General features: G+C 53.6%; 26 protein-coding genes. 8 read left to right on the forward strand and 18 right to left on the reverse strand.

Annotated features, from left to right (window positions below; genetic code table 11):
- Positions 1-30 precede the first annotated feature (30 nt).
- The 3 genes from KNP60_RS07535 to KNP60_RS07545 all read right to left on the reverse strand — a co-directional run bounded on the left by KNP60_RS07535 (position 31) and on the right by KNP60_RS07545 (position 3,289).
- Entirely contained in the window at positions 31-777 is a 747-nt protein-coding gene (locus KNP60_RS07535) for an SDR family NAD(P)-dependent oxidoreductase (RefSeq protein ID WP_214797231.1), read from the reverse strand.
- A complete protein-coding gene (locus KNP60_RS07540) occupies positions 774-1,751 on the reverse strand; it encodes an MBL fold metallo-hydrolase (protein WP_214791931.1) in 978 nt (325 codons plus the stop codon). The genes KNP60_RS07535 and KNP60_RS07540 overlap by 4 nt, the downstream gene beginning before the upstream one ends.
- 101 nt (positions 1,752-1,852) lie before the next feature.
- On the reverse strand, positions 1,853-3,289 hold the full coding sequence (locus KNP60_RS07545; RefSeq protein ID WP_138860294.1) for an NADP-dependent glyceraldehyde-3-phosphate dehydrogenase: 1,437 nt from the start codon (positions 3,287-3,289) through the stop codon (positions 1,853-1,855).
- A gap of 227 nt (positions 3,290-3,516) precedes the next feature.
- Between KNP60_RS07545 and KNP60_RS07550 the strand changes: the two genes are divergently transcribed.
- Complete coding sequence (locus tag KNP60_RS07550; RefSeq protein WP_034777893.1) at positions 3,517-4,392, forward strand: chemotaxis protein CheV; 876 nt, start codon at positions 3,517-3,519, stop codon at positions 4,390-4,392.
- A 43-nt stretch (positions 4,393-4,435) separates the two neighbouring features.
- Here KNP60_RS07550 and KNP60_RS07555 read toward each other — a convergent pair whose 3' ends face one another.
- Positions 4,436-4,813 carry an Hpt domain-containing protein gene (locus KNP60_RS07555; protein ID WP_034777895.1) on the reverse strand — a complete coding sequence of 126 codons (378 nt, stop codon included), beginning with the start codon at positions 4,811-4,813 and terminating at the stop codon, positions 4,436-4,438.
- Between the two features lie 141 nt (positions 4,814-4,954).
- On the opposite strand from KNP60_RS07555, the gene KNP60_RS07560 reads away from it, so the two are divergent.
- Complete coding sequence (locus KNP60_RS07560; protein ID WP_034777898.1) at positions 4,955-5,890, forward strand: magnesium transporter CorA family protein; 936 nt, start codon at positions 4,955-4,957, stop codon at positions 5,888-5,890.
- 41 nt (positions 5,891-5,931) lie between these two features.
- On the opposite strand, the gene KNP60_RS07565 is transcribed toward KNP60_RS07560, so the two are convergent.
- On the reverse strand, positions 5,932-7,044 hold the full coding sequence (locus KNP60_RS07565; protein WP_034777900.1) for a PP2C family protein-serine/threonine phosphatase: 1,113 nt from the start codon (positions 7,042-7,044) through the stop codon (positions 5,932-5,934).
- A gap of 161 nt (positions 7,045-7,205) precedes the next feature.
- On the opposite strand from KNP60_RS07565, the gene ytzI reads away from it, so the two are divergent.
- Positions 7,206-7,373 carry a YtzI protein gene (gene ytzI, locus KNP60_RS07570; RefSeq protein ID WP_131436521.1) on the forward strand — a complete coding sequence of 56 codons (168 nt, stop codon included), beginning with the start codon at positions 7,206-7,208 and terminating at the stop codon, positions 7,371-7,373.
- A gap of 30 nt (positions 7,374-7,403) precedes the next feature.
- Here ytzI and KNP60_RS07575 read toward each other — a convergent pair whose 3' ends face one another.
- Positions 7,404-9,530: a DNA topoisomerase III gene (locus KNP60_RS07575; protein WP_214797232.1), complete on the reverse strand. Its 2,127-nt coding sequence runs from the start codon at positions 9,528-9,530 to the stop codon at positions 7,404-7,406.
- Positions 9,531-9,656: 126 nt separating this feature from the next.
- On the opposite strand from KNP60_RS07575, the gene KNP60_RS07580 reads away from it, so the two are divergent.
- Positions 9,657-10,526 (forward strand): DMT family transporter, encoded by an 870-nt coding sequence (locus KNP60_RS07580; protein ID WP_214712636.1) that lies wholly within the window; start codon positions 9,657-9,659, stop codon positions 10,524-10,526.
- On the opposite strand, the gene KNP60_RS07585 is transcribed toward KNP60_RS07580, so the two are convergent.
- The 3 genes from KNP60_RS07585 to KNP60_RS07595 all read right to left on the reverse strand — a co-directional run bounded on the left by KNP60_RS07585 (position 10,521) and on the right by KNP60_RS07595 (position 14,151).
- Positions 10,521-11,903, reverse strand: coding sequence for an MATE family efflux transporter (locus tag KNP60_RS07585; protein WP_214797233.1), 1,383 nt, complete (start codon positions 11,901-11,903; stop codon positions 10,521-10,523). The two genes, KNP60_RS07580 and KNP60_RS07585, sit on opposite strands and share 6 nt — an antisense overlap.
- Before the next feature lie 81 nt (positions 11,904-11,984).
- Positions 11,985-13,238: a peptidase U32 family protein gene (locus KNP60_RS07590; RefSeq protein ID WP_214797234.1), complete on the reverse strand. Its 1,254-nt coding sequence runs from the start codon at positions 13,236-13,238 to the stop codon at positions 11,985-11,987.
- Positions 13,239-13,248: 10 nt separating this feature from the next.
- Positions 13,249-14,151 (reverse strand): peptidase U32 family protein, encoded by a 903-nt coding sequence (locus KNP60_RS07595; RefSeq protein WP_084592826.1) that lies wholly within the window; start codon positions 14,149-14,151, stop codon positions 13,249-13,251.
- 150 nt (positions 14,152-14,301) lie between these two features.
- Here KNP60_RS07595 and KNP60_RS07600 point away from each other — a divergent pair, with 150 nt between their 5' ends.
- Entirely contained in the window at positions 14,302-15,096 is a 795-nt protein-coding gene (locus tag KNP60_RS07600) for an SDR family NAD(P)-dependent oxidoreductase (RefSeq protein ID WP_235420203.1), read from the forward strand.
- Positions 15,097-15,164: 68 nt separating this feature from the next.
- Here KNP60_RS07600 and KNP60_RS07605 read toward each other — a convergent pair whose 3' ends face one another.
- From KNP60_RS07605 to rnz, 7 genes are read right to left on the reverse strand one after another with little or no spacing between them, the layout of a single operon-like run.
- Complete coding sequence (locus KNP60_RS07605; RefSeq protein ID WP_214797235.1) at positions 15,165-15,485, reverse strand: hypothetical protein; 321 nt, start codon at positions 15,483-15,485, stop codon at positions 15,165-15,167.
- 35 nt (positions 15,486-15,520) lie between these two features.
- Positions 15,521-16,066, reverse strand: coding sequence for a hypothetical protein (locus KNP60_RS07610; protein ID WP_214797236.1), 546 nt, complete (start codon positions 16,064-16,066; stop codon positions 15,521-15,523).
- Positions 16,039-17,001 carry an ATP-binding cassette domain-containing protein gene (locus KNP60_RS07615; protein WP_214797237.1) on the reverse strand — a complete coding sequence of 321 codons (963 nt, stop codon included), beginning with the start codon at positions 16,999-17,001 and terminating at the stop codon, positions 16,039-16,041. The genes KNP60_RS07610 and KNP60_RS07615 overlap by 28 nt, the downstream gene beginning before the upstream one ends.
- A complete protein-coding gene (locus tag KNP60_RS07620) occupies positions 16,970-17,638 on the reverse strand; it encodes a hypothetical protein (protein ID WP_214797238.1) in 669 nt (222 codons plus the stop codon). The genes KNP60_RS07615 and KNP60_RS07620 overlap by 32 nt, the downstream gene beginning before the upstream one ends.
- Positions 17,616-18,026, reverse strand: a complete 411-nt coding sequence (locus tag KNP60_RS07625) for a DUF4430 domain-containing protein (protein WP_138859296.1) — start codon at positions 18,024-18,026, stop codon at positions 17,616-17,618. Before KNP60_RS07625 ends, KNP60_RS07620 begins: the two co-directional genes overlap by 23 nt.
- Positions 18,023-18,913: a hypothetical protein gene (locus tag KNP60_RS07630; RefSeq protein ID WP_214797239.1), complete on the reverse strand. Its 891-nt coding sequence runs from the start codon at positions 18,911-18,913 to the stop codon at positions 18,023-18,025. The genes KNP60_RS07625 and KNP60_RS07630 overlap by 4 nt, the downstream gene beginning before the upstream one ends.
- A 1-nt stretch (position 18,914) precedes the next feature.
- Positions 18,915-19,820 carry a ribonuclease Z gene (gene rnz / locus KNP60_RS07635; RefSeq protein ID WP_214797240.1) on the reverse strand — a complete coding sequence of 302 codons (906 nt, stop codon included), beginning with the start codon at positions 19,818-19,820 and terminating at the stop codon, positions 18,915-18,917.
- Positions 19,821-19,895: 75 nt separating this feature from the next.
- On the opposite strand from rnz, the gene KNP60_RS07640 reads away from it, so the two are divergent.
- Complete coding sequence (locus KNP60_RS07640) at positions 19,896-20,069, forward strand: hypothetical protein (RefSeq protein WP_167491781.1); 174 nt, start codon at positions 19,896-19,898, stop codon at positions 20,067-20,069.
- A 44-nt stretch (positions 20,070-20,113) separates the two neighbouring features.
- Here KNP60_RS07640 and KNP60_RS07645 read toward each other — a convergent pair whose 3' ends face one another.
- On the reverse strand, positions 20,114-21,244 hold the full coding sequence (locus tag KNP60_RS07645; protein ID WP_214753147.1) for a M20/M25/M40 family metallo-hydrolase: 1,131 nt from the start codon (positions 21,242-21,244) through the stop codon (positions 20,114-20,116).
- 179 nt (positions 21,245-21,423) lie between these two features.
- On the reverse strand, positions 21,424-22,413 hold the full coding sequence (locus KNP60_RS07650) for an aromatic acid exporter family protein (protein WP_034777929.1): 990 nt from the start codon (positions 22,411-22,413) through the stop codon (positions 21,424-21,426).
- Positions 22,414-22,480: 67 nt separating this feature from the next.
- On the opposite strand from KNP60_RS07650, the gene KNP60_RS07655 reads away from it, so the two are divergent.
- On the forward strand, positions 22,481-23,560 hold the full coding sequence (locus tag KNP60_RS07655; RefSeq protein WP_353048643.1) for an N-acetylglucosaminidase: 1,080 nt from the start codon (positions 22,481-22,483) through the stop codon (positions 23,558-23,560).
- A gap of 93 nt (positions 23,561-23,653) precedes the next feature.
- Positions 23,654-24,418 carry a 2,4-dienoyl-CoA reductase gene (fadH, locus tag KNP60_RS07660; RefSeq protein ID WP_034777934.1) on the forward strand — a complete coding sequence of 255 codons (765 nt, stop codon included), beginning with the start codon at positions 23,654-23,656 and terminating at the stop codon, positions 24,416-24,418.
- Positions 24,419-24,443: the final 25 nt, after the last annotated feature.

Raw genomic sequence — 24,443 nt, forward strand, 5'->3', positions numbered from 1 at the left:
TCTCCCCCTTTTTTCTCTATGTTGGCGCATTTACTTTCTGTCAAATCCCCGTTTTGCGAGCCGTTCGAACATGACCGGGCACATTGCGTACAGTTTCGCGCCAAGTTCCATCCACCACGGGGCATTCACTTCACGTTTCGACGCCTCACACGCCGCGACGACACGTTTCGCGAGACGATCGGGATTGAGCATAATCGATTTCACGCTCGCCTCGTAACGTCCGCTCTTGTCGGCCCGGAGAAAAAACGGTGTCGCGATCGGACCCGGATTGACCGTCAACACATGAATCCCTTCCGGCTTCAGTTCCAACCGAAGCGCGTTCGAGAACTGAAGTAACGCCGCCTTTGAACCGGCATAGACGGCCGACTTCGGCGTCGGTACTTTCGCCGCTTGCGAGCAGACGTTGATGATCGTGCTGCCGCGGCGCATCGACCGGGCACAGTCACGTGCGAGCACCATCGGGGCGATCGCGTTCAAGCGTATCGTCTCCTCGATGACGTCGGTCGATTGATCGACGACCCGGTCGAACTCACCGATACCGGCATTGTTCACCCAGACGTCGATTGGCCCGTATGTTCGTTCGACGTTTGCCACGAGCGTCTCATATTCGGTACAGACGTCGGCGACGAGCCAATCGGCCGATAGTTTCGTGCCGAGTTCACGCAATCGGTCCTCACTTCGTGCAATCAATGTCAAGCGGGCACCCGCCTCATAAAAAGAATGCGCCAGCGCGGCCCCAAAGCCGCTCGACGCACCCGTGATCACAATATGTCTCATTCCACAAATTCCTCCGCTCTCATATAGATCCATTTCCCGTCCGTCAACCGTTTGACGACGCGGCCACGTTCCTCGAGCAACGTCAAGCGCGCGAACACCTCACTGAAGACGAGCGGCATCGCCCGACGCATCTTGCGGCCATAGAGGCGCATCGACCAATCGAACACGCTCAACCCGTCGACCCAATCGGCGAGCAGCAACTCACTCCGTTCATAACGCTGGGCGATGCGCGCCTCGATCAACGGTCGCGGTTTTTGAATCGGTTCCCCGTGCCCGCTCACGACGAGCTTCAAATCGACGTCTTGAAGTTTTCGGAGCGAATCGAGATACAGGACGACCGGTGAGGCAAACCCTTCCTCCTCGTACGGTTGTTCAATGAGCGGGTTCGGTTCGACCGTATCAATCAAATGATCACCCGCGATCAAAACACCGCCAGGACCAAGGAGACCGAGCTGGTCACTCGCATGACCAGGCAGATGGATCGTCTTCCATGCCCCGTCACTCGTCACATCTTGACCGTCCTCGAACGTCATCGTGACGGTCGTCGGACCGATCCAACGCAACGCTTCCCGATAATCAGGCAGTTTGTTCACAATCGACTCGGGTGTACCAAACCAGTGCGCCAGGTCGTGTAAGAACTGATTGCCCCGTTTGATGAAGTTCGGTGTCTGTTCCAAATAGCGAACGAGCTTCTCGTGTCCATATACAGGAATCGAGGCGTCACGCAAACGCCAGGCTTGCCCCGCATGGTCGGCATGATGGTGCGTCAAAAATAAAAAATCAATATCCGCGAGATTCAGTTCGAGCTCGGCCAATTGTGTCGTCAATGAAGTCCACGCCTCTTCCGTGTCTGGTCCGCAATCGACCATGAAGAAACGGTTCATATGTTCGACGACATAGACGTTCACGTTGCCGACCTCGAACGGCGTCGGTATATCGAGTCTTGCCAGTTGGCTTGAAATCCAGTTCGCCACGTCCCCACAACCCCTTCCACCTATCTTCACTCATTATACCTGTCGATTAGAACGGATTTCAATCACACAAAAAAAGGAGAGGATTTCTCCTCTCCAATCACTTATAAGTTGATGACGGTAACTTTATCGCGTGTCATCGTCTCGAGGCTGCGTCCAATCCCTTGGACCCCGAGGCCTGATTGCTTCACGCCGATGAACGGGAAGTGGTCAGGGCCGCGTTCTGTGCGACCGTTCACTTGGACTGTACCGACTTCGAGCTTGTCGGCGACCGTGAAGGCGTTGTTCACGTTTTGTGTGAACACGCTCGCTTGAAGACCGAACTCTGATTCGTTCGTAAGTTCAATCATCTCGTCGAGCGACTTGACGCGGATGACCGGCAACACCGGTCCGAACGGCTCTTCCCAAGCGACGCGCATCTCACGCGTGACGTGGTCGAGGAGTGTCGGATGAAGGAGGTTGCCGTCGCGTTCGTTTCCGTGGACGACCGTCGCTTGTTTGTTGACGGCGTCGTCAATCAAACCTTGGACGTAATCTGCCGACTTCTTGTCGATGAGTGGGACGATAAAGCTGTTATCGACCGGTGAGCCGACCGTGAGCTTCTCGACACGTTCTTTCAACATACCGACGAGTTCGTCTGCTTGGTGCTCGAGCACGAATACGCGCTTGATCGCCGTACAGCGTTGTCCTGAATACGAGAACGCCCCGCTGATGATTTGATCAGCCGCCAGGGTGAGGTCCGCGTCTTCAAGGACGAGGGCCGGATCTTTCCCGCCGAGTTCGAGCACGACAGGTACCATCGATGCCTGTTGCGACAAGTGTTGACCTGTCCCGGTACCACCTGTGAATGTGATCATGTCGATGCCAGGGTGTGACGTCAAGTAGTCACCGATAACGGACCCGCGTCCTGTGACGAGGTTCAATAGACCGCTCGGAAGACCTGCATCTTGAAGCGCCTCGACCATTTTCACACCGCTGATAGCGCCTTGTGTCGCTGGTTTAAATACGACCGCGTTACCAGTGATAAGCGCCGGTGCGATTTTGGCTGCTGCCAAGTTGACCGGATAGTTGAACGGCGAGATTGCGAGGACGACACCGAGTGCTTCTTTCTTGATGATCGCCATCTTGTTCTTCGAACCGCCCGGGAATGAGTCGCCTTGCATGAATCCGCCTGTGAAGCGAAGTCCTTCTTCCGCCGTATAGCGAATGATTTCTGCTGTCCGGACGACTTCTTTCTTCGCATCGCTCAAGTTTTTCCCGACTTCGCGCATGATGATTTGACCGATCTCATCTACGCGCTCTTCGAGTTTGTCCGCCCAAGCGTACAACAGTTCGGCACGCTTGTTGACCGGAAGCGCCGCCCATTCCTGTTGTGCGCTTTTCGCGCCGTGAATTGCCTCATCGACTTCATCACGAGACATCGCCTGGACATGTCCGACGACTTCTTCTGTATAAGGTGAAACGAGTTCGATTGTTTCGTTCGTTGTTGATTCCTGCCATTGTCCATTAATTAAATATGGATACGTGTTCATACTCATAATCTCTATCTGCCTCCTGAGTAAGCTTTGATATCTCGTTGCCACCCCCATTGTATGCAAAATCAAATCGGTAGAACAACTATAAAGATTCAGTTTATGTAATGTAAACGGTTACTCGTCAATTTTTTGTCAATTCCGCCTCGACTTTGCCACTTTCAACTGTAGATGTTCATCAAATCGACCGATAGAAAGGAAGAGAGTACGTGAACTAGGAGGGACCACCAGTGAGCATGGATCATAATATTTTACTTGAGGCAGGCACGAACGAATTAGAAATCGTCATTTTCCAATCTGGCCCGTTCATTTTCGGGATCAACGTCATGAAAGTACGTGAAATCATCACGATGCTTCCCCTCACCCCGCTACCGGGTACCCCGGAAGCGATCATGGGGCTCATCGAGCTTCGCGGCGAGGTCATGACCGTCATCGATTTACCAATGGTCATCGGTCACCCGCGTGACGTTGGAGAGAACGACCGCTTGATCGTCTGTGAGTTCAACGGAGAAAAGTCGGTGCTCCGCGTCGACCAAGTGACCGAAATTAAACGAATCTCATGGGAACAGATCGACACGCCGTCCGATCTCGCGCGCGGCATGCAAGGCATCACGAACGGGGTCGTCAAAACGGGAGACCAGATGATTATCCTTCTCGATTACGAGCGGATTGCGCTCGAATTGTCACGAAAGGATATCATGGCCCGCGAATCGGTCAAACGACTCGGTGCCCGGGAACGGTCGAACAAACAAGTGTGGATCGCGGAAGATTCAGAGATGTTACGGACGCTCATCATCGACACGCTCGACGATGCCGGCTACTTCAACACGACGATCTTCAACAACGGAAAGGAAGCGCTCGATGCGTTCGAACAGAGCGACGTTCATTGCGACCTGCTCATCACCGACATCGAGATGCCGCAAATGGACGGTTTGCATTTGACGAAACGACTCCGTGAGATGGACCAATTCGCCGACCTGCCAATCGTCATCTTCTCTTCACTCATCTCGGATGATTTGAAGCATAAAGGCGACGCGGTCGGGGCGAACGCCCAGATCACAAAACCAGAGATTGGCATGCTGATCGCCACACTCGACGAATTTTTAGCTTGATTTGAAAAACGGGATTTCGCCTCGCGGCGGAATCCCGTTTTTCCTATGGCAACTCGTTCAAGTGGGCGTCCCATTCTTGATCGAAGCGATGCATATCGGCTTCAATCTCATCGAGAATCGGTTCGAGGTTCGACGTCTCGTTCGTCTCCCCAGCCATTTCAAGCTGATGGAATCGAGCGGCCGTCTCGTCGAGCCCGACAGAATAAGAGGCCCCTTTCAACAAGTGGGCAAGTTGTTCGATTTGTTCGTGATTTTGTTCACGCACCATCTGTTTCAATTCAGGGAACTTCGCCTCGAATTGACGTACGTACGTATCGGCAATCTTTTTCAAGAATTCTTTATTTCCGCTAGCGATTTGATGGAGCTCCGCCAACTTTTCTTCGTTAAACAGAGCATTTTGGGGCGTTTGTGACAACTCCATCCCTCCTTTGACTCAATCCTACTGCCATTCTTTCCCACTGTAGCATGTTTTCGAGAAAAAACAAAAAAACTCCTCCTTTTCCGATTGCACTCTCTCAATCGCCTACCTATAATTAGGTTGAGCTAAGGTAGGAGGAACATTATGCTAACGATTTACCGTACCGACGCATCTGGGCGTGTCGACGAAATCGACGACTTTGATAAAGGAAGCTGGATCCAACTCGTCAATCCGACGAAAGACGAGGCTGATCAAGTCATCGCCGCCTCCGGCATTCCTGAAGACTTCGTCTACGACCCGCTTGATATTGAAGAAAAACCACGATTTGAAAAAGATGATGAGGGGCTCCTCATGATCATCGACGTCCCGTACGTGGAAGAAGATGATACGGGACGCGCCTACAACACGATTCCACTCGGTATCATCGTCACCGGCCGACATTTCATCACCGTCTGCTCACGAGACCTCGACGTGCTCAACCTGTTCGCCAACGGAAAAGCCCGGCTGTTCCGAACGAACTATCGGAGCCGGTTCGTCTTCCAGATTTTGCACCGAGTCAGCATGACGTACTTGCGTTTCCTTCGCCAAATCGACCGGCGCATGGACGAGCTCGAGCAAGAGTTGCAACGTTCGATGCGAAATCAGGAAATCTTTCAATTGATGAACTTACAGAAGTCGCTCGTCTATTTCATGACCTCACTTAAAGCGAACGACAGCGTCCTCGACCGCATCGTCAAGACACCGAGCCTCGAGAAGCACGAGGAAGACGAGGAATTGCTCGAAGACGTGTTCGTCGAGCACCGCCAGGCGATGGAGATGGCGTCGATCTATAACGACATCATCAGCATTAAAATGGACGCCTTCGGTTCAATCATCTCGAACAACGTCAACTTCGTCATGAAATTCTTGGCCTCGATCACAATCGTGCTGAGCATCCCGACGATGATTTCTGGGATATTCGGGATGAACGTTCAAGTCCCATGGGAAGGCCAATCGATCGGTTTCGTGTTCGCGCTCGCGATGATGGTCGGCTTCTCAAGCCTCGCCTTTTATATTTTGTGGCGTAAGCGTTATTTCTAAAGAAAAGGAGGGTGTCGCCGGCTACGGTGACACCCTCTTATTTACATCAATTTGACCGTGACGAGACAAAGGTCATCGTCGATCTCGATTTTAGGAACGAGCTGTTCGGCGACATGGCGTGCGTAGTCGAGCCCGTAGGACGCGATGTCCTTCTCGAGCCAACGGATGCCGTCATCGATGTCTTTGCTGTAACATTCCATCAGCCCATCCGTATACATATGCATCGTCATACCCGGCTCGATGTCAATCACATTTGACTCATAGTTCGGCTCCTCGAACATACCGACCGGCACTCCGGTCGTCTCGAGGCGAGTTACGCCTGTATCAGACGTCACGATGACCGGCGGATGTCCGGCGTTGACGTACTCGATTTGACGCTTCGTCGTATCGATATAGCAGTATACGGCCGTGAAGTAGCTCTGCATGTCCTCTCCCGAGAACAAGAACGTCATCTGGCGGTTCAACTCGCTCATCACATCGACCGGATATTGGACGTTGCCGACGAGGCCCGGTAAAATCGAACGAATGCCCATCGTAATCAACGCAGACGACACGCCATGCCCCATCACATCAAAGATGATGACGCCGTAGCGATCAGGTGCGACCTGGAACCAGGCATACATGTCACCGGCCAGTTTTTTAGACGGCAAATACAAGGCCCGGACGTCAATCTCATCGTTACTGATCGGTGGGGTCAAGGCACTCTGTTGAATCTTTTGCGCGAGATCGAGGTCATATTGAAGACGTGCCTCATATTTCTTCCGTTCATCCACGGCTGCTTTATAGCGAAGCGCCGAACGGATCCGTGCGAGCAGTTCCGTGATTTTAATCGGTTTCGTCGTATAATCGGACGCCTCAGCGTCAAGTCCTTCCGCAATCTGCTTTTCTTCGGTGCGGCCCGAGACCATGATCACGGGCAATTCCTCGTAACCGGTCATCTGTCGAATCCGTTTGCATGTCTCAATCCCAGAAATCCCTGGCATCTCGACATCGAGCAGGACAAGGTCGTATAGCGACGGGGCTTGCGGATCCATCAGGAGCGCGAGCGCATCTTCACCACTTGAGACCGAAATCGTCTCATAATCATGTTGATGCAATAATTGTTCGAGAACCATCGTATTGACCGGTTCGTCGTCCACAATCAAAATCGCCATAGTCATCCCTACTTTCTCTGTCAGTGTTCTTCTGCATATTATTGTATCATATCTAATCGCCTCATTAGGTATTTCAATGCTGTGACAGTTCGAAGTACCCGAAAGATGGAGAATCTCTTTCGTTTTTGGCATACTAGAAGTACGAAAGCGAGGAATGGCCCATGGGATGGATTTTTGCAGTGAGCGGTTTGATTATCTTGCTCGTCTTGATTGCCTCGATCGTCGTCATTCAAAAAGGATACGCCTACAAGGACAACAAAGACGACATCGTGCTCGATTACGAGGAAATTAACCGCCGCATCACCGAAGATGAGCAGCAGAAAAAATAAGAGCCATCCACGACGGATGGCTCTTATTTTTTATTTAAATTCGAATCGGAGCGCCCCTTTTTCAAGATAGAGCGCAGCGTCGAACGTCTTGTCCCCTTTTTTGAACGTATGCACGTTCGACTGGCCGCCGTTGATCATCTGTTTCAGCTCATCCTTGGCAATCCCGACGCCGAGCACTTGTTTCGACATCGTGAACTTGCATCCTTCGCGATAACCGCTGCAGCCGATAAACTTCGGATGCTCGACGAGCCCTTTGCCGCAGCTCGGACAGACGCCGAACGACGCTTTTGGCCGTGCCGCAGATTTTTTCCCGAAACGTCTTGCTTCGATCGTGTAGCCTTCCGGGTTCGCCGACTCGACACGCGCCTTCGCCTCCTCGACGAGATGAATCGACATCTTTTTCGCCTGTTCGATAAACTCGGCGGCGGATGCCGATGCCTGTCCAATCTCATGGAGCCGCTTCTCCCACTTCGCCGTCATGGCCGGCGAGGCGAGGATGCTGTCGCCGAGCACATCGATTAAGAGACGGCCCTTGTCGGTCGGGACGAGCTCTTTCTTTTGCAGGTCGACATAACCCCGTTTTTTCAATCCGTCGATAATATTGGCCCGCGTGGCCTCAGTGCCGAGCCCTTCGACTTCTTTCATGATGTGAATCAGTTCCTCATCATCGAGTTGCTTGCCGGCCACTTTCATCGCCATGATGAGTGCCCCTTCCGTATACCGTTTCGGTGGCTCCGTCTGTTTCGATAATACTTCGACTTTTTTTTCGGTCAACGGTTCACCGACCGTAAGTGCCGGGAGCTCGACGTCTTTGGACTTCATCTCGACGACTTGCCGGTACCCGGGGCTGACGACGACCGTCCCTTTCGCCCGGTATAGGTCGTCCCCGTCCATGAGGTCGACCGTCGTCTTCTCAAGCTTCGCCGGAGGGGCGAACGCCGCAAGAAAGCGACGGTTAATCAAATCGTATAGTTTTGCCTCGTCCCCGCTGAGCCGAGCCACATCGCCACACGCCTCGGTCGGGATGATCGCATAGTGATCACTGACTTTTTTCGCATTGACGTAGCGACTGTTTCGCGACGGATTCTCGGTCAACACGTCCTGAAGTCCGGCATAGGCCGCGGACTTCAACAGCCGGGCTTTCGTCTGCGGGAACAGTGTCGCTTCGTCCGGTGTGACGAAGCTCGAGTCGGTCCGTGGATAACTGATCCATCCTTTCGTATACAACTTTTGGGCGATATCGAGCGTCTTCTTCGCCCCAAAGCCGAACCGCTTGCCGGCCTCGGCCTGCAAACCCGATAAACTGAACCAAAACGGCGGGTATTCCGTCTTGTCCTCTTTGTCAATCGAACGGACAATCGCCGTCCCGGTCGCCCGGTTGACGACGGCGTCGGCTTGATCGCGTGTCTTCAGTTTCGTCGTCTTCCCGAGCATGTATTTCGCTTTGAACGTGCCACGTCCTTTTTGAAGTGTCGCCTCGACCTCGAAATACGGCTCTGGGACGAACTGTTTAATCTCTCGTTCGCGATTGACGATCAAAGCGAGCGTCGGCGTCTGGACACGACCGAGCGAAAACACGTCCTCGATGCCGATCGTCTTCAACAGCGTCGTATACGCCCTTGAGGCGTTCATGCCGACGAGCCAGTCGGCACAAGCACGACTCATCGCCTCATGATAATAAGGGACGGTCTGGTCGCCGGGCAGCAGTTCGGCGAAACCACGGTCGACCGCCTGTTCGGTCAAACTTGAGATCCAAAGGCGTGACAGCGGTTTTTTATTGCCAGCGAGTCGTAAAATGAGCCGGACAATCGCTTCTCCTTCTCGCTCGGCATCGGACGCGATGATGATATCGGTGATGGAGCGATCGTGCAGCCATTTTTTGATCGTCTGAAACGGTTTCGATTTACCTTTCGAGATGCGATAGTCGAATCGGTCCGGCACAATCGGGAGCGACTCATATTTCCACGACTTCCATTCCGGTTTATAGTGGGACGGTTCTTGAAGCTCGCATAAGTGACCGACCGCCCAAACGACGATGGCACCTTCTGGGAAACGGGCGCAAGAAGCGATCTCAATCTCGTCTTTTTTCTTTTTTGATGGATACGGCGCAGCCAGTTTTTGAGCCTGCGACGGTTTCTCCGCGATGATTAGTCTCATAGGATCCCTACTTTCAAAGTCATCCGAAATATCTCGTCGGAACGACACTTTCGAGAAAGAATGTATTTTCTTATCTATTCTATAATATCATTAGAAGAGTATGTACAACATAAAGGGGGATGTCGATTGTCTTATCTCATTTTATTCGCCGCTGTATTTTTCTTGTCGACGAGCGTATTATTCGTCAAATGGACGTCCGCGCCGGCCGAAACGGCCGCGTTTTACCGAATGCTGATCACGTGTCTGATGTTGTTGCCGTTTGTCGACTTCAAGTCACTCATCGGGACGCGTCTCATGACGAGATATGCCTTGTTGCTCAGCGGGACGTTGCTGGCGTTCCACTTTTGGCTCTGGTTTTTGTCACTCGATTATACGACCGTCGCGAGTTCAACGTTATTCGTGACGTCGAGTCCGATTTTCGTTTTAATCGGGAACGCCTTGATCTTTAAAAAGAATCCGACCCGAAAAGGTTTAGCCTTCGCACTCATCGCCGTCCTTGGGGGCATGCTTGTCGCGGCGGGTGACATCCAACTTGGACGCGAAGCGCTCTTCGGGGACCTGCTCGCCTTAATCGCCGCCCTTCTTATCGCCGGCTATTGGCTCGTCGGTCAACACGTCCGAACCGAGATGAACACGAATACTTACTCGTTCAGCGTCTATCTCGTCGCGACGGTCGTCCTCTGCTTCATGCTCCTCGTGCGGGGGACGACGTTCACCGCGTTCGAATCGGTCAACTGGTGGTATTTCCTCGCCCTCGCCTTCTTCCCGACGATTTTAGGGCATAACTTGTTCAACTATGCGCTCGCCCGGGTCAGTGCCACCGTCGTCAGCATCACCATCCTTGGCGAGGCACTGTGGGGCATGCTGTTCGGGTTCGTCTTCTTCGACGAACGTCTCGGCGTAATGCAATGGATCGGCGCGGCCGTCCTGCTCGGCGGAATCTATTTGTTCCTAAAAGAAGACGCCCGTTCCACCAGAACGGACGTCGCTTCATAAATTGGTCGCTTTCGCTTCGACTTCTTCCTCAGACGGGCGGAACAATAACTTGCGGTCCCACACCGCCATGCCGACCGCCGTCAAGAAGGTCATGGCATCGGCGATTGGAAACGCGAGCCATACCCCAAACACGCCGAAGAAGTTCGGCAAGATGAAGACGAGCGGAATCGTATAGAGCGTTTGTCGCGACAGTGACAAGAACATCGCGACACGGGCCTTTCCGAGTGATTGATAAATGCCGTTGATGAGCATTTGCACGCTCGGGAGAAACGAGACGGCGAACAACACATGGATGGCCGTCACCCCGCCGGCAATCAAGTTCGCGTCGGTCGTGAACATGCGCATGAGCTGTTCCGGAATCAACTGGAGCGTCAGCCAGATGATGACCGCGATGGCAATCCCGACCCGCAACGCCGTCCAGATCGTCTCGCGCATCCGGTCGAATTGTCTGGCCCCGAAATTATACCCGACGATCGGCTGCATGCCTTGAACGATGCCCATGATTGGCATCCCGACGAGCGCCATGAATTTATTGATGATCGCAAAGATGGCAAGTTCCTCGGTCCCGCCGTACGTTCCGAGCATGACGTTGACCCCGACGAATAAAATCGACTGGGAGACCATCATGATGAACGAAGATGAGCCGATCGCCATAATCTCCTTCAATTCGCCGAACCGTAGTCGAAACTTCCGCCATTGGAAATCGAGCTCGGTGCGGCGATTTTTTGAGAAGAAGAAACGGAGCATGAGCACAGACCCGACGACTTGAGCGAGCGCCGTCGACCAAGCGGCCCCGTAAATGCCCCAGCCGAACGTGAAAATGAATAGCGGCGTCGTCACCAAGTTGACGACAACGGTCGTGAGCATCACTTTCATCTGATATGGCGCCTGTCCTTCAGCCCGTACCATCGCGCTCGCCGCGAGTGTGAACATGAAGAACGGAGAGCTGATCAGCACGACGGATAAGTATTGACGGCTCAGTTCCATGATGGCCGACGTCGCTCCAAACACTGTCAAAATGTCATCTAACATGAAAAAGGCGGAACTGACTGCGAAGGCCGCGAACACCCCGACGAGGACGAGCACGTTCAAAAACGTGACGGCGGCGCCGGCATCGTCGCCTTTGCCTAGTTTCCGTGAACTAATCGAGGCGCCGCCTAACCCGACCGCGCTCGAGACGGCCATGAGAATCATCTGGATCGGGAAAGCGATCCCGATGGCGGCCACGGCGGTCGCCCCGATGCCGCGGGCGACGAAGATCGTATCGATGATATTGTAGAGCGCCGTCACCAGCATGCCGATCATCGCAGGTAGCGACAGCTTGAATAGCAGGCGTCCGATCGGGTCGGTCCGGAGCTGCTCCGTATTTTGATTCATGCTTCCATCCCCTTTTTCGTCTATGTTAATAGGGTAGCAAGATTGGATGGAACGGTCGACTATGTTGTCTTACCGGATGTGTCAGACCGGGCTCGGCACTGGAGGGCTCACGACGCCGGCTTTTCGTTTGCGCATGATGAAATCGGTCACGACCGGCTGCTCGACTTTGACGCGTACCGTCATCATCGCCTGGTTCGCCGTCTCAAGTCTTTCTCCCGACTCATCGTACAGTTCCTCGATTCGCTGGGAGAAACGGACGAAGCGGGGACCGAAGAACTCGACTTCTTCTCCGCGCCGGAAATGGTTCCGCTGCTCGAGTGTTGCCATTTGTGTCGTTGGATCATACGAGATGACGCGTGCCGCGAATGCATATTGCGGGATGGCGCGCGGCTTGCCGAACAGTTGCTCGTTCTCGGTCGGGACGCCGTAATAGAATCCGGTCGCGAGTTCTCGTTGTGCCGCTTTCCAAATTTCTTCTTCCCACGCCGGGTCGAACTCGAACCCTTCAGGATCGGCGCAGTAGGCGTCGATGACTTGACGGTAGACGTTACAGACGGTCGCCACATAGTGAATCGATTTCATCCGTCCCTCAATTTTCAAGCTGTCGACGCCAGCATCGACCAAGTCCGGGATGTGGCGTACCATCGCCAAATCGACCGAGCTCATCGAGAACGGTTCCTCGTCGCGTGCCGCCATCTCGTCGGTCAACAGCTCGTCCGCCTCGAAGAAACCATATTTCCAACGACAAGATTGGGCACAGCCACCCCGGTTCGCATCGCGGAGCGCCATATGATTCGATAACGTGCAACGGCCCGAGTACGAGATGCACATCGCCCCATGGACGAACGTCTCGATTTCGACATCGACTTGCCGTTTCATTTCTTTGATTTCCTCCATCGAAACTTCGCGGGCGAGGACGATTCGCTCCAACCCTTCCTCTTGCCAGAAACGGAGTGTCTCATAGTTTGTTGCTGACGCTTGCGTCGACAAATGGACCGGAAGTCCCGGTGCATCCGTGAGGCATACCTCGATCATGGCCGGGTCGGACACGATGACGGCATCGATGCCGATATCGCGAAGCTTGCAAAAGAACTCGCCCGCGCCGTCGATATCCCCTTCATGCGTCACCATGTTGGCCGCGACATACACTTTTGCGCCACGCGCATGGGCGAACGCGACTCCTTCGGCCATCTCTTCGTAGCCGAAGTTACCCGCCCGGGAACGGAGCCCGAACTGTTGCCCCCCGATAAAGACCGCATCGGCCCCGTACAAAATCGCCATCTTCAATTTTTCTAAGTTCCCAGCTGGTGCTAATAGTTCTGGACGTTTTTTCATCTCGGTTCCCTCACTTGATCTCTTCTGGATTTCGTAACAACAGTCCGGTCCCGAGCCGGAATTGTTCAGGTTGGAGTTCGGCGAGACGCCGTTCCATGCCATGACGGTCGAACCGCCCGTTCAATAGATCCGACCGGGCTTTATCGAACAGACGGACGATGTCGACGAACGCATCGCCCGCATGCCAGCCTTCGAGTTTCCACGTGTGCAACCCGCCCTTCAAGAGCGTGGGCAATTGTCCCATGAGTGTCAAATCTTCAGAGAAGACGTGCGTACCGTTGTCGTCTTGATAGACGGGATAGCGACTGTCCGCATCCGACGGTTCGCTCACATAATACTCTCGTGCTTCTGCCAATGTGTTCGACCGGCCGATCTCGTTGAAGTAGTTCGTCAAGAGCGGACGTTTCGAATGATGGATGCACGTCGGGCCATACACTTGCACTTCGACCGGCAAACCAATCTGTTGTTGGATCATCCCGAGTTCGGTCAACGTCACTTCACGGGCTGCGATCGCCCCGATGGCGTCACGCTTCCCCCAAAACTGAATGTGTCTCGCCGACGTGACGAGCGTTTGAGCATCATACCAATAGGGGATATTGGCATTACGGATCAGGCGGATGGCGCCAGGGTCGCCTGCCGTCACACTGTCGATCCCGATCGCTTTGAGTTCCTGCAAATATTCAGGGAGCGTCTCGATTTGCTCGTTATGCATCAAGTTATTGACGGCGACCGTCACTTCTTTGCCGTATCGGTGGGCGACTGCTGTGACTTCTCGCACAGCCGGAAGTGACCAGTCACCTTTGTGGCGTAACCCGTATTTTGAATCTCCGATATAGATGCGGTCGGAGCCCGCCATGATTAGCGCCTCTGCTTGCTCGACGCTTTGTGCCGTAGTCACTAGCTGAATCATCATTTGCTTTCTTCTCCTCACTTTGTGAGTCTAATCACATATTCTTGCTATACTCTAGCACACGTTTTGATGTGGTGGCCGTGCAGGAATTTAACAACTCGTGAAGAAATCAGTAACAATGTATGACTTTTTACATCGAAGGAGTGGACGATTTTGACAAAAACCGCCTTAATTACTGGAGCCTCGACCGGAATTGGCCTCGATCTTGCCGTTTTAGCGGCCCGGGACGGGTTTGACTGTATCCTCGTGTCTCGCAACGAGCCCCGTTTGCACGAATTGAAAAAAGTACTTGAGAAGCGGTACCGTGTCCACGTGCACGTATTCGCCCTCGACTTGTCTGAACATCAGGCCGCAAAACGGCTGACAAACGCGATTGAAGACGCCGGACTGACGGTCGACTTTTTAATCAACAATGCCGGTTTCGGGACGGCCGGCGAGTTCATCGACCTCGACGCCGAGATCGAGGCCGAAGAGGTCCGCTTGAACGTCAACGCCTTGACTGAACTGACGAAAGCCTACTTACCTGGCATGGTCGAGCGAAATCATGGTTATGTCTTAAATGTCGCCTCGGTCGCCGCCTTCCAACCCGGCCCTTACATGGCGGTCTATTATGCGACGAAAGCGTACGTGTTATCACTCACCGAGGCGCTCCATGCCGAAGTGAAAGGGACAGGTGTGAACGTGAGCGTCCTGTGCCCGGGACCGACCGATACCGGTTTCTTCAATCGTGCCGGCAGCGAAATGATGGTGTCGAAAATGCCGTCCCACCTCGTCGCCTTCTTCGGCTATAAAGGCGTCATGAACAACAAACGCGTGGTCGTTCCCGGCGTCTCGAACCAGTTGCTCGTGGCCGCGGCCAAACTCATGCCTAGGGCGGTCAGCCTCGAAATCTTGCGCCGGTTCCAAAAACCGTCAGATGCCGGAACGGAAGATGTGCCGATGACCTGACAATCATAATCAATAAAAAGGAGGAGGTTCCCGTTGTGGGACCTCCTCCTTTTACGTATAGTGATTGTTCAATGTCGAGCCAACTGCACCATGCGCCGAATCAGTGAAACACCCGGAATACACACCATCAGAGCCGTCGCCACGACGACTGCCCAGGCCAACACGCTCTCGAGCGTGACCGCTCGCTCGGCCAGTCTGTCAAGGACGCGTCCCCCTTGTACAGACAGGACGATCATTAGTGCAGGCCATACACTCGCGCCGAGAATACTGAGCATCCCATAGCGCGTTCGAATGAGACGACGAGACATCAACAATAAATTGAGTCCCATAAACAACAGTCCAATGAAAAGAAACCAACCGATTTCAACTAGATTGACGTATCCGCTCATGCACGCGTCACCTCACTCGGTGTGATATCTACTTGTTACCCGTCTTCTCGTACAAATATGCGAACGAACAGATCGTGCAATAAGACGAGAAAGACGGTATTCCCGATGCCATGGGCCATATCGAACGGCAAACTGAGCACGAGCAATTTGACGAAGTCAACCCCGATCACCTCGGCGAAGGACAGGTTGGCCGTCCATCCGAATAAAAAGCCGGCCCCGAGACCGACGGCGGCAAGGAACAACCGGGAGCGACGGAGCAATGGCTTCAAGAACGAGACCACGGCGACGACAAGGAGCCACCCTAAAAATTGAAACAGAACGAACGGGCCGATCCCGAGCAACAGGCCTGATAAAATCGGAACGAACAATGCCAACATGGCCCCACTCGTGAATCCAAAATAAAGGGTCGTCAGCATGAGCAGCGCTGTCGAAGGTTGGACATTCGGGATGGCCACGAACAGCCAACGTCCGATGACCGCGAGAGCGAGAATTTGCGTCAAGACGGCAATCGGGGCGTCACTCCGTTCGAACCTCGACATGACCCCCGCTGCAATCAAGAGGATGAGGACATATGTGACCATAGCGCACTCCGTTTCATATAGTCGCTGCGATCCCCATCAAAGACGAGCATCCCGTTCGACAGGCAAATGATGCGGTCTGCCGCCTGAATCAGTTGCTCGTCATGGGTGGCACACATGATGTGCGCCGTCCCAGCCTTCTCGATTAACGCCCGTTCAAACTGAGAGCGCTCTTGCTCGGTCAAGCCCACGCTTGGCTCGTCCAACAAGAACAGAGATGCCTCAGAATCGAATATGGCTTGCAGTTGAGCGAGGCGACGATTCGTCGCATGCGGGAACGGACCATACTCTTGCTCGGCCGGTAAATAAACCGGCCGCTCGGTCCATTTGACCTTCCCATACAACGGGCGCACGCTTTTGGCAATCAATTCGAGCAACGTCGACTTCCCGCTGCCATTCGTACCGATACAGACGGTCAGACCCGGGCCCTTCATTTCGTAAGACACATGCTCGACCGCATAGGACGCCTGTAACGGGTGGCGATAGGACACGTCCGTAACGACAAGTTGAGGCTGATTCATGGTCGGATTGACGTGAAACGCGCCGGACGGACTATGTTCGCGCGCCCTATCCGTGTAAGCAATCCGAACGCCAAGCCCGGTCAGTCTGCTGAGCAACATCGTTAAATGCTCGACCCGAAACCGATCCAAATGTCGAAACGGTTCAATCAAGACGAGCGCCTCGGCTGAATCGGCGAGGGCGTGAGCGATGCGGACGAGTTGCCGTTCTCCGCTTGAGCACTCATCGAATCGCTTATGAAATAGATGATCGATTTGAAGAATGGCAGCCAGTTCGGCTCCTCGCAGGGCGTCACTCCCAGAAATGAGCGATGAAACCTTCCCGGCAAGCGGGGTATCAAGGCGGATGACTCGCGCTCGTTCTTCCCTCACCCACTCATCGAATTCATCATGTCCGTCTGCCAAGGATAACCAACGCATCGCGCAACCCTCCTTTCGTCAAATATGGATACAGTAACCACACGACCGGCACTCCCATCGAGGCGATCGCCACGAAACCGAGCAAGACGAGGCATTGAACGGTGTCATGCCGTTCGAAACGTCGCATTCGATTCGTCACATACACCGGTTCAAGGCGTTGACTGTCGATACCGACGACGATCGCCTCTTGCCACTCGCGCCTCGGATGGCTCGCAATGGATAATCGCACCGCCCGCTCCATCGACGGGACGAGGGCCCATCCCCCATAGAGCAACCGGGTCGAACGCGGCCATCTGTTCAAGAACGGAAGCAATCGTTCGAGTCGCATGAACCGGTTCATCCAGATCATACCGAACAAAAATGTAGCTAATGGAATCAATTGATTCGTGATGCCCATGAGAGAGACGTTCCACCCAAAAACAATCGGTGCAAACGAGATCAGCATGAACGCGGCCAAAACACCGAGCATCGCCAGCGGAAATCGTCGTTCGAGGAGCAACAGGCCGACAAGTCCAAGAAGGAACCAAACCGAATCATTTAAATAAGTCAGGATGAACAAATGGGCCACTAAGAAGAAAAGGAGCGTGACCGGATGTCTGCGCTCCCAATCTGCCTCATTCGAAGAAAGAAATCGCATCTTCTTCGAAACGCCATTGAATAATATCGGTCGATTCGACTTCTTTGGCCCCAGCGCCTTCGTCGCCTGGGCTTCCATTAAAGGCGTAGACCCAGCCCGACGATTGACCGGCCGACTTCTCTTGAATGCCGTCGATCGCCGTCACGTATGTCATCTCTCCGCTACCGACCGATTCGATGTCGAGTTCAGTCGCTTCAAGGGCATCGAGCACTGTCGCCCCGTCCTCTAAACAGACGCTCTTCTCATGGAACAACGTCTCCTCGGTCGCAGCATCATAAACGGAAATCGTCGGTTCGACGTCACAGGCCGCATCTCCGTTCGTCGTTTCTTCCCCGCCGCATGCGGTCAAAAGTGGGACGAGTAAACTCATCAGGAGCAGTTTTTTCATTGGTCGGTCAAATCCTCTCGTTGATGGATAGAATAATTGTATAGAATCGTATATTTTTCACCAGTCGTCCGGCCTTCTTGACTGAGCCCAGACAATTGGATGCTGTTGGCGAGCACAGGTTCTCGTTGCAACCAGAACTTGACGAGCCGGCGATCACGATTGATCATGAGCATCGACTCGTTCTCGAACGTGTACATGTCGTACAGGCCGTCAAACGAGAACTGGAGAAGCGGCGCGTCGACTCGGTCCGCAAATTCAGACCAAGGCGTGTCGCGTACGGCATCGAGCATATGTTCAAAGTCGACGAGCTTCTCGAAAAACGCACTTCCCGAATCTATGTTCAGTTCGTCGACTTGGCGATACGACAACTCACCGGACTCGTCATAGTTGATTCGAATCTGTTGAAACGAGTTCGAGCGCTCGACCATGAGCAAATATTCGAGCGAGCGGAGTTCCCCGTCCTCGGTGAACACCATCTTGCTTCGGTCGAGTTTAATCGAGTCACTATTGATGCGACGTAAGATATTGTCCGTCATCCGGTCAAATGTCTCGTCTTGAATCGACACCGCCCCGATTTGTTGCGACTCGGCCCGGAACTCAGATTGATCAAACAACGGGACGAACAACAAGACGATGAAGAAAAAGAAGCCGACGAGCGCACCGTACCATTTATAGCGGCTATTTCGTTTCGGAAAAAACAAGAATGACATGAGAAAACCGATGGGGATATGGAACCCGCCAATCGGGAACGACACGATTCCGAGCAAAGAGAAAAATAAAAATTTAAAGAAAAAGTTCGGTTCGGGTTCTTTCAGTTGATTCAAGCGCAAACCTAGCAACGTACTGATGACAAAAAATCCAAGCCATACGTATAGTTGTACTGTCACGTTAATCCCCCACTGTAAACTCGAAGAAGTCGCTGGCGACAAAACTGTCTTTGAAGACGGCTCGGACTTCGTCTAAAAATTCATCATCTCGACCTTGATAGCGGGCCGAGATATGGGTGACAATCAAGCGTCCGGCTTGAACCGTCTTCGCGAGCGTCGCCGCCTCGACCGTCGTCGAGTGACCATATTGACGGGCGAGCTTTGCCTCTTCGTCCATGAACGTCGCCTCGTGGACGAGCACATCGACGCCTTCGGCGAGGACGACCGCGTTCGGACAAGGAATCGTATCCCCCAGAATCGCCACGATCGGTCCACGGACCGCGTCAGTGACGTATTCTTTAGAGAGATAGGTTTCTCCTTCAAACTCGAACGTCTCCTCTTGCTTGATCGTCCGATAAATCGGCCCGCTCGGAATCCCGAGCGCCTTCACTTTATCAACGAGGAGCGCACCGGGCTTTTCGGGTGCCTCAATTCGAAATCCGTACGATGGAAAACGATGATCCAATCGTTTGACCGTGACGAGATGGCCGTCCTGTTCGAACGTATCCCCGTCCTCATACTCGACAATCGTCAAGTCATAACCGAGATATGATCCAGTCACTTTCATCGTCAACTCGAGCCATTTCTTGATGCCTTTCGGTCCGTAAAGCGTAAGCGGACTCGACCCATCGAGCGCTGAACGCGTCGACAAGAAACCGGGCAGGCCGAACACGTGGTCACCGTGCAGGTGGGTCACCCAGACGGCCGAGACTTTACGCGGTTTGACTTTCGTATGAAGCATTTGGTGCTGGGTCGCTTCACCGCAATCGATGAGCCACGTCTGTTTCGAAAGCGTGAGCGCCAGACCGGAAACGTTCCGTTGTTTCGAGGGCATGCCGGAGCCAGTTCCTAAAAATTGTAACTTCATAAATAATTTTGTCCTTTCTTCTAGTGCATTCCATGCTATACTGTAGGCAATCGTTGATAAAGGATGTGATCCGTGATGAATAAAGTTGAACATTCCGACTCGATCTATGAACTGATCCGGGAACGGGCGACTTCAATGAATCGCAAACACCAACAAGAACTAGGCACCTCAATCCACATTCACGACATAGCGATGGAACTTCACTGTTCAGACGAACTCGTCTTGGAATCATTGGAATTCGCCGCATAATCACTCGAACACATAGGAAGAGCCGACATCGCGTCGGCTCTTTTTCACTTCGTTTTCGGTGTCGCGACGTGCTCGACAATTTGAACGACATATTCAACCAACTTGTATAGCTCGACGAGCGGCATGCGCTCGTTCGTCGTATGAATCTCTTCATAACCGACAGCGAGGTTAACGGTCGGAATCCCGCCCCCAGCGATGACGTTCGCATCTGACCCTCCACCTGAATGTAAGATTCGTGTCGGGCGTCCGATGGCCGCTGCCGCCGCTTTCGCGACTTCGACGACTTCGTCGCCTTCTTCGAACTTGAACCCCGGGTACATGATGTCGATGTCGACTTCGGCTCGGCCACCATGTGCCGCTGCCGCCTCGACGTAAGCTTGTTTCATCGACTCGGCTTGGGCTTCCATCTTCTCGTGGATGAGCGAGCGCGCTTCGGCGAGCACCTCGACGTAATCGCAGACGATGTTCGTGGCACGTCCGCCTTCGAACCGTCCGATATTCGCTGTCGTCTCGTCATCGATTCGTCCAAGCTTCATCTTCGCGATCGCTTTCGCCGCGATTTGAATGGCCGAGACCCCTTTCTCAGGCGCGACACCGGCATGCGCCGTCTTACCGTAAATTCTAGCGTTCACTTTCGCTTGTGTCGGGGCAGCGACGATGATATCGCCGACCGGGCCGTCCGAGTCGAGCGCGAAACCGAACTTCGCATCAATTTTCGACAAGTCGAGTACTTTCGCCCCGACGAGACCTGACTCTTCGCCGACCGTGATGACGAATTGGATTTGACCGTGCGGAATCGCTTGTTCCGTCAAAACACGGACCAGCTCAATCATCGCCGTCAAACCAGTTTTATCATCAGCGCCAAGGATGGTCGTCCCATCCGTCACGACGTAGCCATCTTGAATACTCGTCTTGATCGCTTTACCTGGTGTGACCGTATCCATATGCGCCGTGAAATAAATCGGGTCGACGCCTTGTTTCGTCGCAGGTAGCGTGATGATGAGGTTGTTACCTGAATGAGCCGTTTTCGTCGATGCGTCGTCCTCGTAGACGTCACATCCGAGCTCAGTGAAGACCGCCTTTAAATGCTCACAGATGACTGCCTCTTCTTTCGTCTCCGAATCGATGCCGACCAACTGTAAAAATGTGTCAAGCACCCGTTTCTCGTTTACCATGAAAACATCCCTCCATCCAAACATTTCTAGGTTATTATAACAAACTCGTGCCGTTTGCACGAACCTTTTCCATTCTGTACAATGAGGACAAACACATTTGGAGGAACGTCATGAGTAAGAAACAGAAAAAGCGGCAACGCATCATTCAAATCGGTGTCGTCGTCATCGTATCCATCTTTTTATTGAGCACGTTTTTGTCGGGGATGGCCATGTTCCTGTAACAATAGGATATAGCGCTCTTTCAAAATCAAGTAGCTCTTCACATCAGACAAAATATTGAGCAACGATGAACGTACCTCAAATTCCTCACGTGACGTGGGGAGGGGTACGTTTTTTCGATAATGCTCAATCGTCTCCTCGAGCTCCCGCAAGAACGTCGAGGCGTCGGCTTGTTGGTTGACGTTGTCGCCGACGAGTCGAAGGAATGTCGCGACCGGTTTGGCTTCATTGACGACGAGTGTGATTTCCCGTGAGTTCTCGGCGATGCGTTTCAAGATGTCATATTGCCGCTCCCGCATTCGGAAGTACAAGTAATCCATGTCCTCGTTCCGCTTCCCGATCGAATTCCCCATCCGGCGGAGCGCAAGATCTTTTCCTTGCTTCAAATAATCGCGTGTCTTCAACAGCATCATCGAATGGTCGTTATAGACACCGGTCTCGACACATGCGGCCACATCATAAAAATGTACGGCGAGCGCCCGGTCGATATTGTCCTTGATGCGTTCGATCTCTTTATCGAGCGTCGGCATATACATGTTGACGACGAGCCCGACCCCGACCCCGATGGCGATCAACAACAACTCGTTCACGAACAAATCGAGTGAGAACTGTCCTTCCGTATACAGATGTGTCAGGATGACGACACTTGTGATCATGCCATCTTGCAGTTTGAGCTGTTGTACGAGCGGGATGAACATGACAAAATAAAGTGTGAGCGTCGCTGGCGAATAGCCGAGCAAGGTGAACATCAACGCACCCATGCCGATGGCAATCAAGCTGGCCATGACTCGTTCATAGGAGGCCCGAAACGACTTTTTCCGCGTCTCCTGAATACTGAGGATGGCGATGATGGCCGCGAAGACGTAATAGTCGAGATGGATCGTCTCCGAGATGAGCATGGCAATCCCGGCGGCTGCCGCCGTCTTGAGCGTACGTGATCCGATTTTCATAATATCTCCTCCTCTCTCACAAAATTGTTCACTAGTTTCTTCCGTTTGGCAATCCATATGTTTGGAAGTGATCGTATTGAAAAGAAAGAAACGCGGCGTGATCCCGACGATTCTCACGCTCGCTCTCGCCATATCCGGTTTCTTTTGGCTCCAAGATCGTCCGAGCGGGTCGTATACCGTTCAGACCTATGACAACGGGGATGTCTCGACCCGGGCGTTCGAGTCGCTCGATGAGGCGCGCGCCTACATGGAACGCGGGGGCAATCGCGCCCTACTCGATGCGTCGGGAGACGTCATCGATTTCACAGGTACTGGAATCGCGGTCACCCCGACCGACCGAATCACAAACCTATATCAGGACGCCGAGTTTAAGAAACGGCAGTCCTATGTCGCCGGTGGAACACGTCTCCGTCTCATGCAAACGGGCGACAAGCATTTGTTGGTAAATATCTCTGGGGCCGATGTCTACGTGAAGCCGGCCGACATGACGCTTTACCCGGACGCCGTCGTCGAGCGGCGCGGCTTCTATCAGATGCAGGACGGACAAGTGTTCCATACCGTCGAGGCGAACGGCAATTTGGCCGGGACGTTTCTCGTCGGACCGGCGCCACAACAGTCGTCCGATCGATATTACACGGAGGACGTACGCGACGTGTTCGATTCGCCCTACCAATTCGCTTCAATCGCGTCGAAGGCACCGTATTCGGCTCGCGAGCTCGACGAGTTCCTCGAATCACTCGACGATAGCCCGCTCGCTGGGAAAGGCGACGCCTTCAAGGACGCCGAGGCCGAATTCGGCATCAACGCCTTGTTCCTCATGGCTGTAGCCGGACACGAGTCCGGTTTCGGTACGTCTGCCATCGCCCGTGAAAAAAATAACTTGTTCGGCTTCCAAGCGACCGACAACGATCCGAGCGGAAATGCGGCCTCTTATCCATCTGTCGAGGCGAGCATCGATGCGGCGGCTCGTTTATTCGCCGAGAAGTACGTGACCGGAGATTACGACCGCGGTCCGTTTCCGGGCAATAAACAAGAAGGCGTCAACGTCTTTTACGCCTCGGACCCATATTGGGGCGAGAAAGTCGCCGGGACGATGTATCGCATCGATCGTGAACTCGGATTGACCTATTTCAAACAGCTAAAATGACGGCCACGGCGGCCGTCATTTTTTTTGCAGGAATCCCCCCTTCGCTGAGCGAATACCTAAATGAACGACCATTCATTCCAAAGGGGGATTTGTATGAAAACGATTTGGATCACAGGTGGCTCATCGGGGATGGGCAAGGCGATGGCGCTAAAATTCAAAACCGAGGGTTGGAACGTCGCCATCAGCGGCCGCAACGAAGAGCGGCTACAAGAAGCGATGGGCGAACTGGAGGCCATCGGGGCCGGAGCAGCGATGGCCGTGCAACACGATGTGCGTGACTACGAGGCGTGTTCACAAGCACTCGATCAAATCAGCGAACGGTTCGGACCGGTGCATGCGCTCGTCAATAACGCAGCCGGCAACTTCGTCTGTCCGACGCTCGACTTGACGCCGAACGGCTGGACGAGCGTCATCGACATCGTCTTGAACGGGACGTTCAATTGTACCCACGTCCTCGGCAAACATTGGGAACGGGAGCAACTGCGGGACGGCTCCATCATCAACATGGTCGCCTCCTACGCCTGGCAAGCGGGCGCCGGTGTCGCCCCGAGCGCCGCCGCCAAGGCCGGGGTGCTCAATTTGACGCGGACGCTCGCCGTCGAATGGGGGTATCAGTTCGGGGCACGCGTGAACGCGATCAGCCCGGGCCCAATCGAGCGGACCGGTGGTGCCGACAAACTCGCCGTCCACGTCAAAGAAGTCGAGCGCATCCGTCGTAACGTGCCGCTCGGACGGTTCGGCACACCCGAAGAGATTGCCGACCTCGCCTATTGGATGGCGTCGGACGAGATGCGCTATTTGAACGGAGAATGTATCTCGCTCGACGGCGGCCATTGGCTCAATAAACATCCGTTCTAACCTAAAACGGCCGAGGAGATTCCTC

It is taken from the genome of Exiguobacterium sp. s5 (genome assembly GCF_018618075.1).
Taxonomy (GTDB): domain Bacteria; phylum Bacillota; class Bacilli; order Exiguobacteriales; family Exiguobacteriaceae; genus Exiguobacterium; species Exiguobacterium mexicanum_A.

What these genes read in the sequence shown, in the direction of transcription:
- KNP60_RS07535 (WP_214797231.1), bottom strand. Translation starts at nt 777, where the DNA reads ATGAGACATATTGTGATCACGGGTGCGTCGAGCGGCTTTGGGGCCGCG.
- KNP60_RS07550 (WP_034777893.1), top strand. Translation starts at nt 3,517, where the DNA reads ATGGATCATAATATTTTACTTGAGGCAGGCACGAACGAATTAGAAATC.
- KNP60_RS07555 (WP_034777895.1), bottom strand. Translation starts at nt 4,813, where the DNA reads ATGGAGTTGTCACAAACGCCCCAAAATGCTCTGTTTAACGAAGAAAAG.
- KNP60_RS07560 (WP_034777898.1), top strand. Translation starts at nt 4,955, where the DNA reads ATGCTAACGATTTACCGTACCGACGCATCTGGGCGTGTCGACGAAATC.
- KNP60_RS07565 (WP_034777900.1), bottom strand. Translation starts at nt 7,044, where the DNA reads ATGGCGATTTTGATTGTGGACGACGAACCGGTCAATACGATGGTTCTC.
- ytzI (WP_131436521.1), top strand. Translation starts at nt 7,206, where the DNA reads ATGGGATGGATTTTTGCAGTGAGCGGTTTGATTATCTTGCTCGTCTTG.
- KNP60_RS07575 (WP_214797232.1), bottom strand. Translation starts at nt 9,530, where the DNA reads ATGAGACTAATCATCGCGGAGAAACCGTCGCAGGCTCAAAAACTGGCT.
- KNP60_RS07585 (WP_214797233.1), bottom strand. Translation starts at nt 11,903, where the DNA reads ATGAATCAAAATACGGAGCAGCTCCGGACCGACCCGATCGGACGCCTG.
- KNP60_RS07590 (WP_214797234.1), bottom strand. Translation starts at nt 13,238, where the DNA reads ATGAAAAAACGTCCAGAACTATTAGCACCAGCTGGGAACTTAGAAAAA.
- KNP60_RS07595 (WP_084592826.1), bottom strand. Translation starts at nt 14,151, where the DNA reads ATGATGATTCAGCTAGTGACTACGGCACAAAGCGTCGAGCAAGCAGAG.
- KNP60_RS07605 (WP_214797235.1), bottom strand. Translation starts at nt 15,485, where the DNA reads ATGAGCGGATACGTCAATCTAGTTGAAATCGGTTGGTTTCTTTTCATT.
- KNP60_RS07610 (WP_214797236.1), bottom strand. Translation starts at nt 16,066, where the DNA reads ATGGTCACATATGTCCTCATCCTCTTGATTGCAGCGGGGGTCATGTCG.
- KNP60_RS07615 (WP_214797237.1), bottom strand. Translation starts at nt 17,001, where the DNA reads ATGCGTTGGTTATCCTTGGCAGACGGACATGATGAATTCGATGAGTGG.
- KNP60_RS07620 (WP_214797238.1), bottom strand. Translation starts at nt 17,638, where the DNA reads ATGCGATTTCTTTCTTCGAATGAGGCAGATTGGGAGCGCAGACATCCG.
- KNP60_RS07625 (WP_138859296.1), bottom strand. Translation starts at nt 18,026, where the DNA reads ATGAAAAAACTGCTCCTGATGAGTTTACTCGTCCCACTTTTGACCGCA.
- rnz (WP_214797240.1), bottom strand. Translation starts at nt 19,820, where the DNA reads ATGAAGTTACAATTTTTAGGAACTGGCTCCGGCATGCCCTCGAAACAA.
- KNP60_RS07640 (WP_167491781.1), top strand. Translation starts at nt 19,896, where the DNA reads ATGAATAAAGTTGAACATTCCGACTCGATCTATGAACTGATCCGGGAA.
- KNP60_RS07645 (WP_214753147.1), bottom strand. Translation starts at nt 21,244, where the DNA reads ATGGTAAACGAGAAACGGGTGCTTGACACATTTTTACAGTTGGTCGGC.
- KNP60_RS07650 (WP_034777929.1), bottom strand. Translation starts at nt 22,413, where the DNA reads ATGAAAATCGGATCACGTACGCTCAAGACGGCGGCAGCCGCCGGGATT.
- fadH (WP_034777934.1), top strand. Translation starts at nt 23,654, where the DNA reads ATGAAAACGATTTGGATCACAGGTGGCTCATCGGGGATGGGCAAGGCG.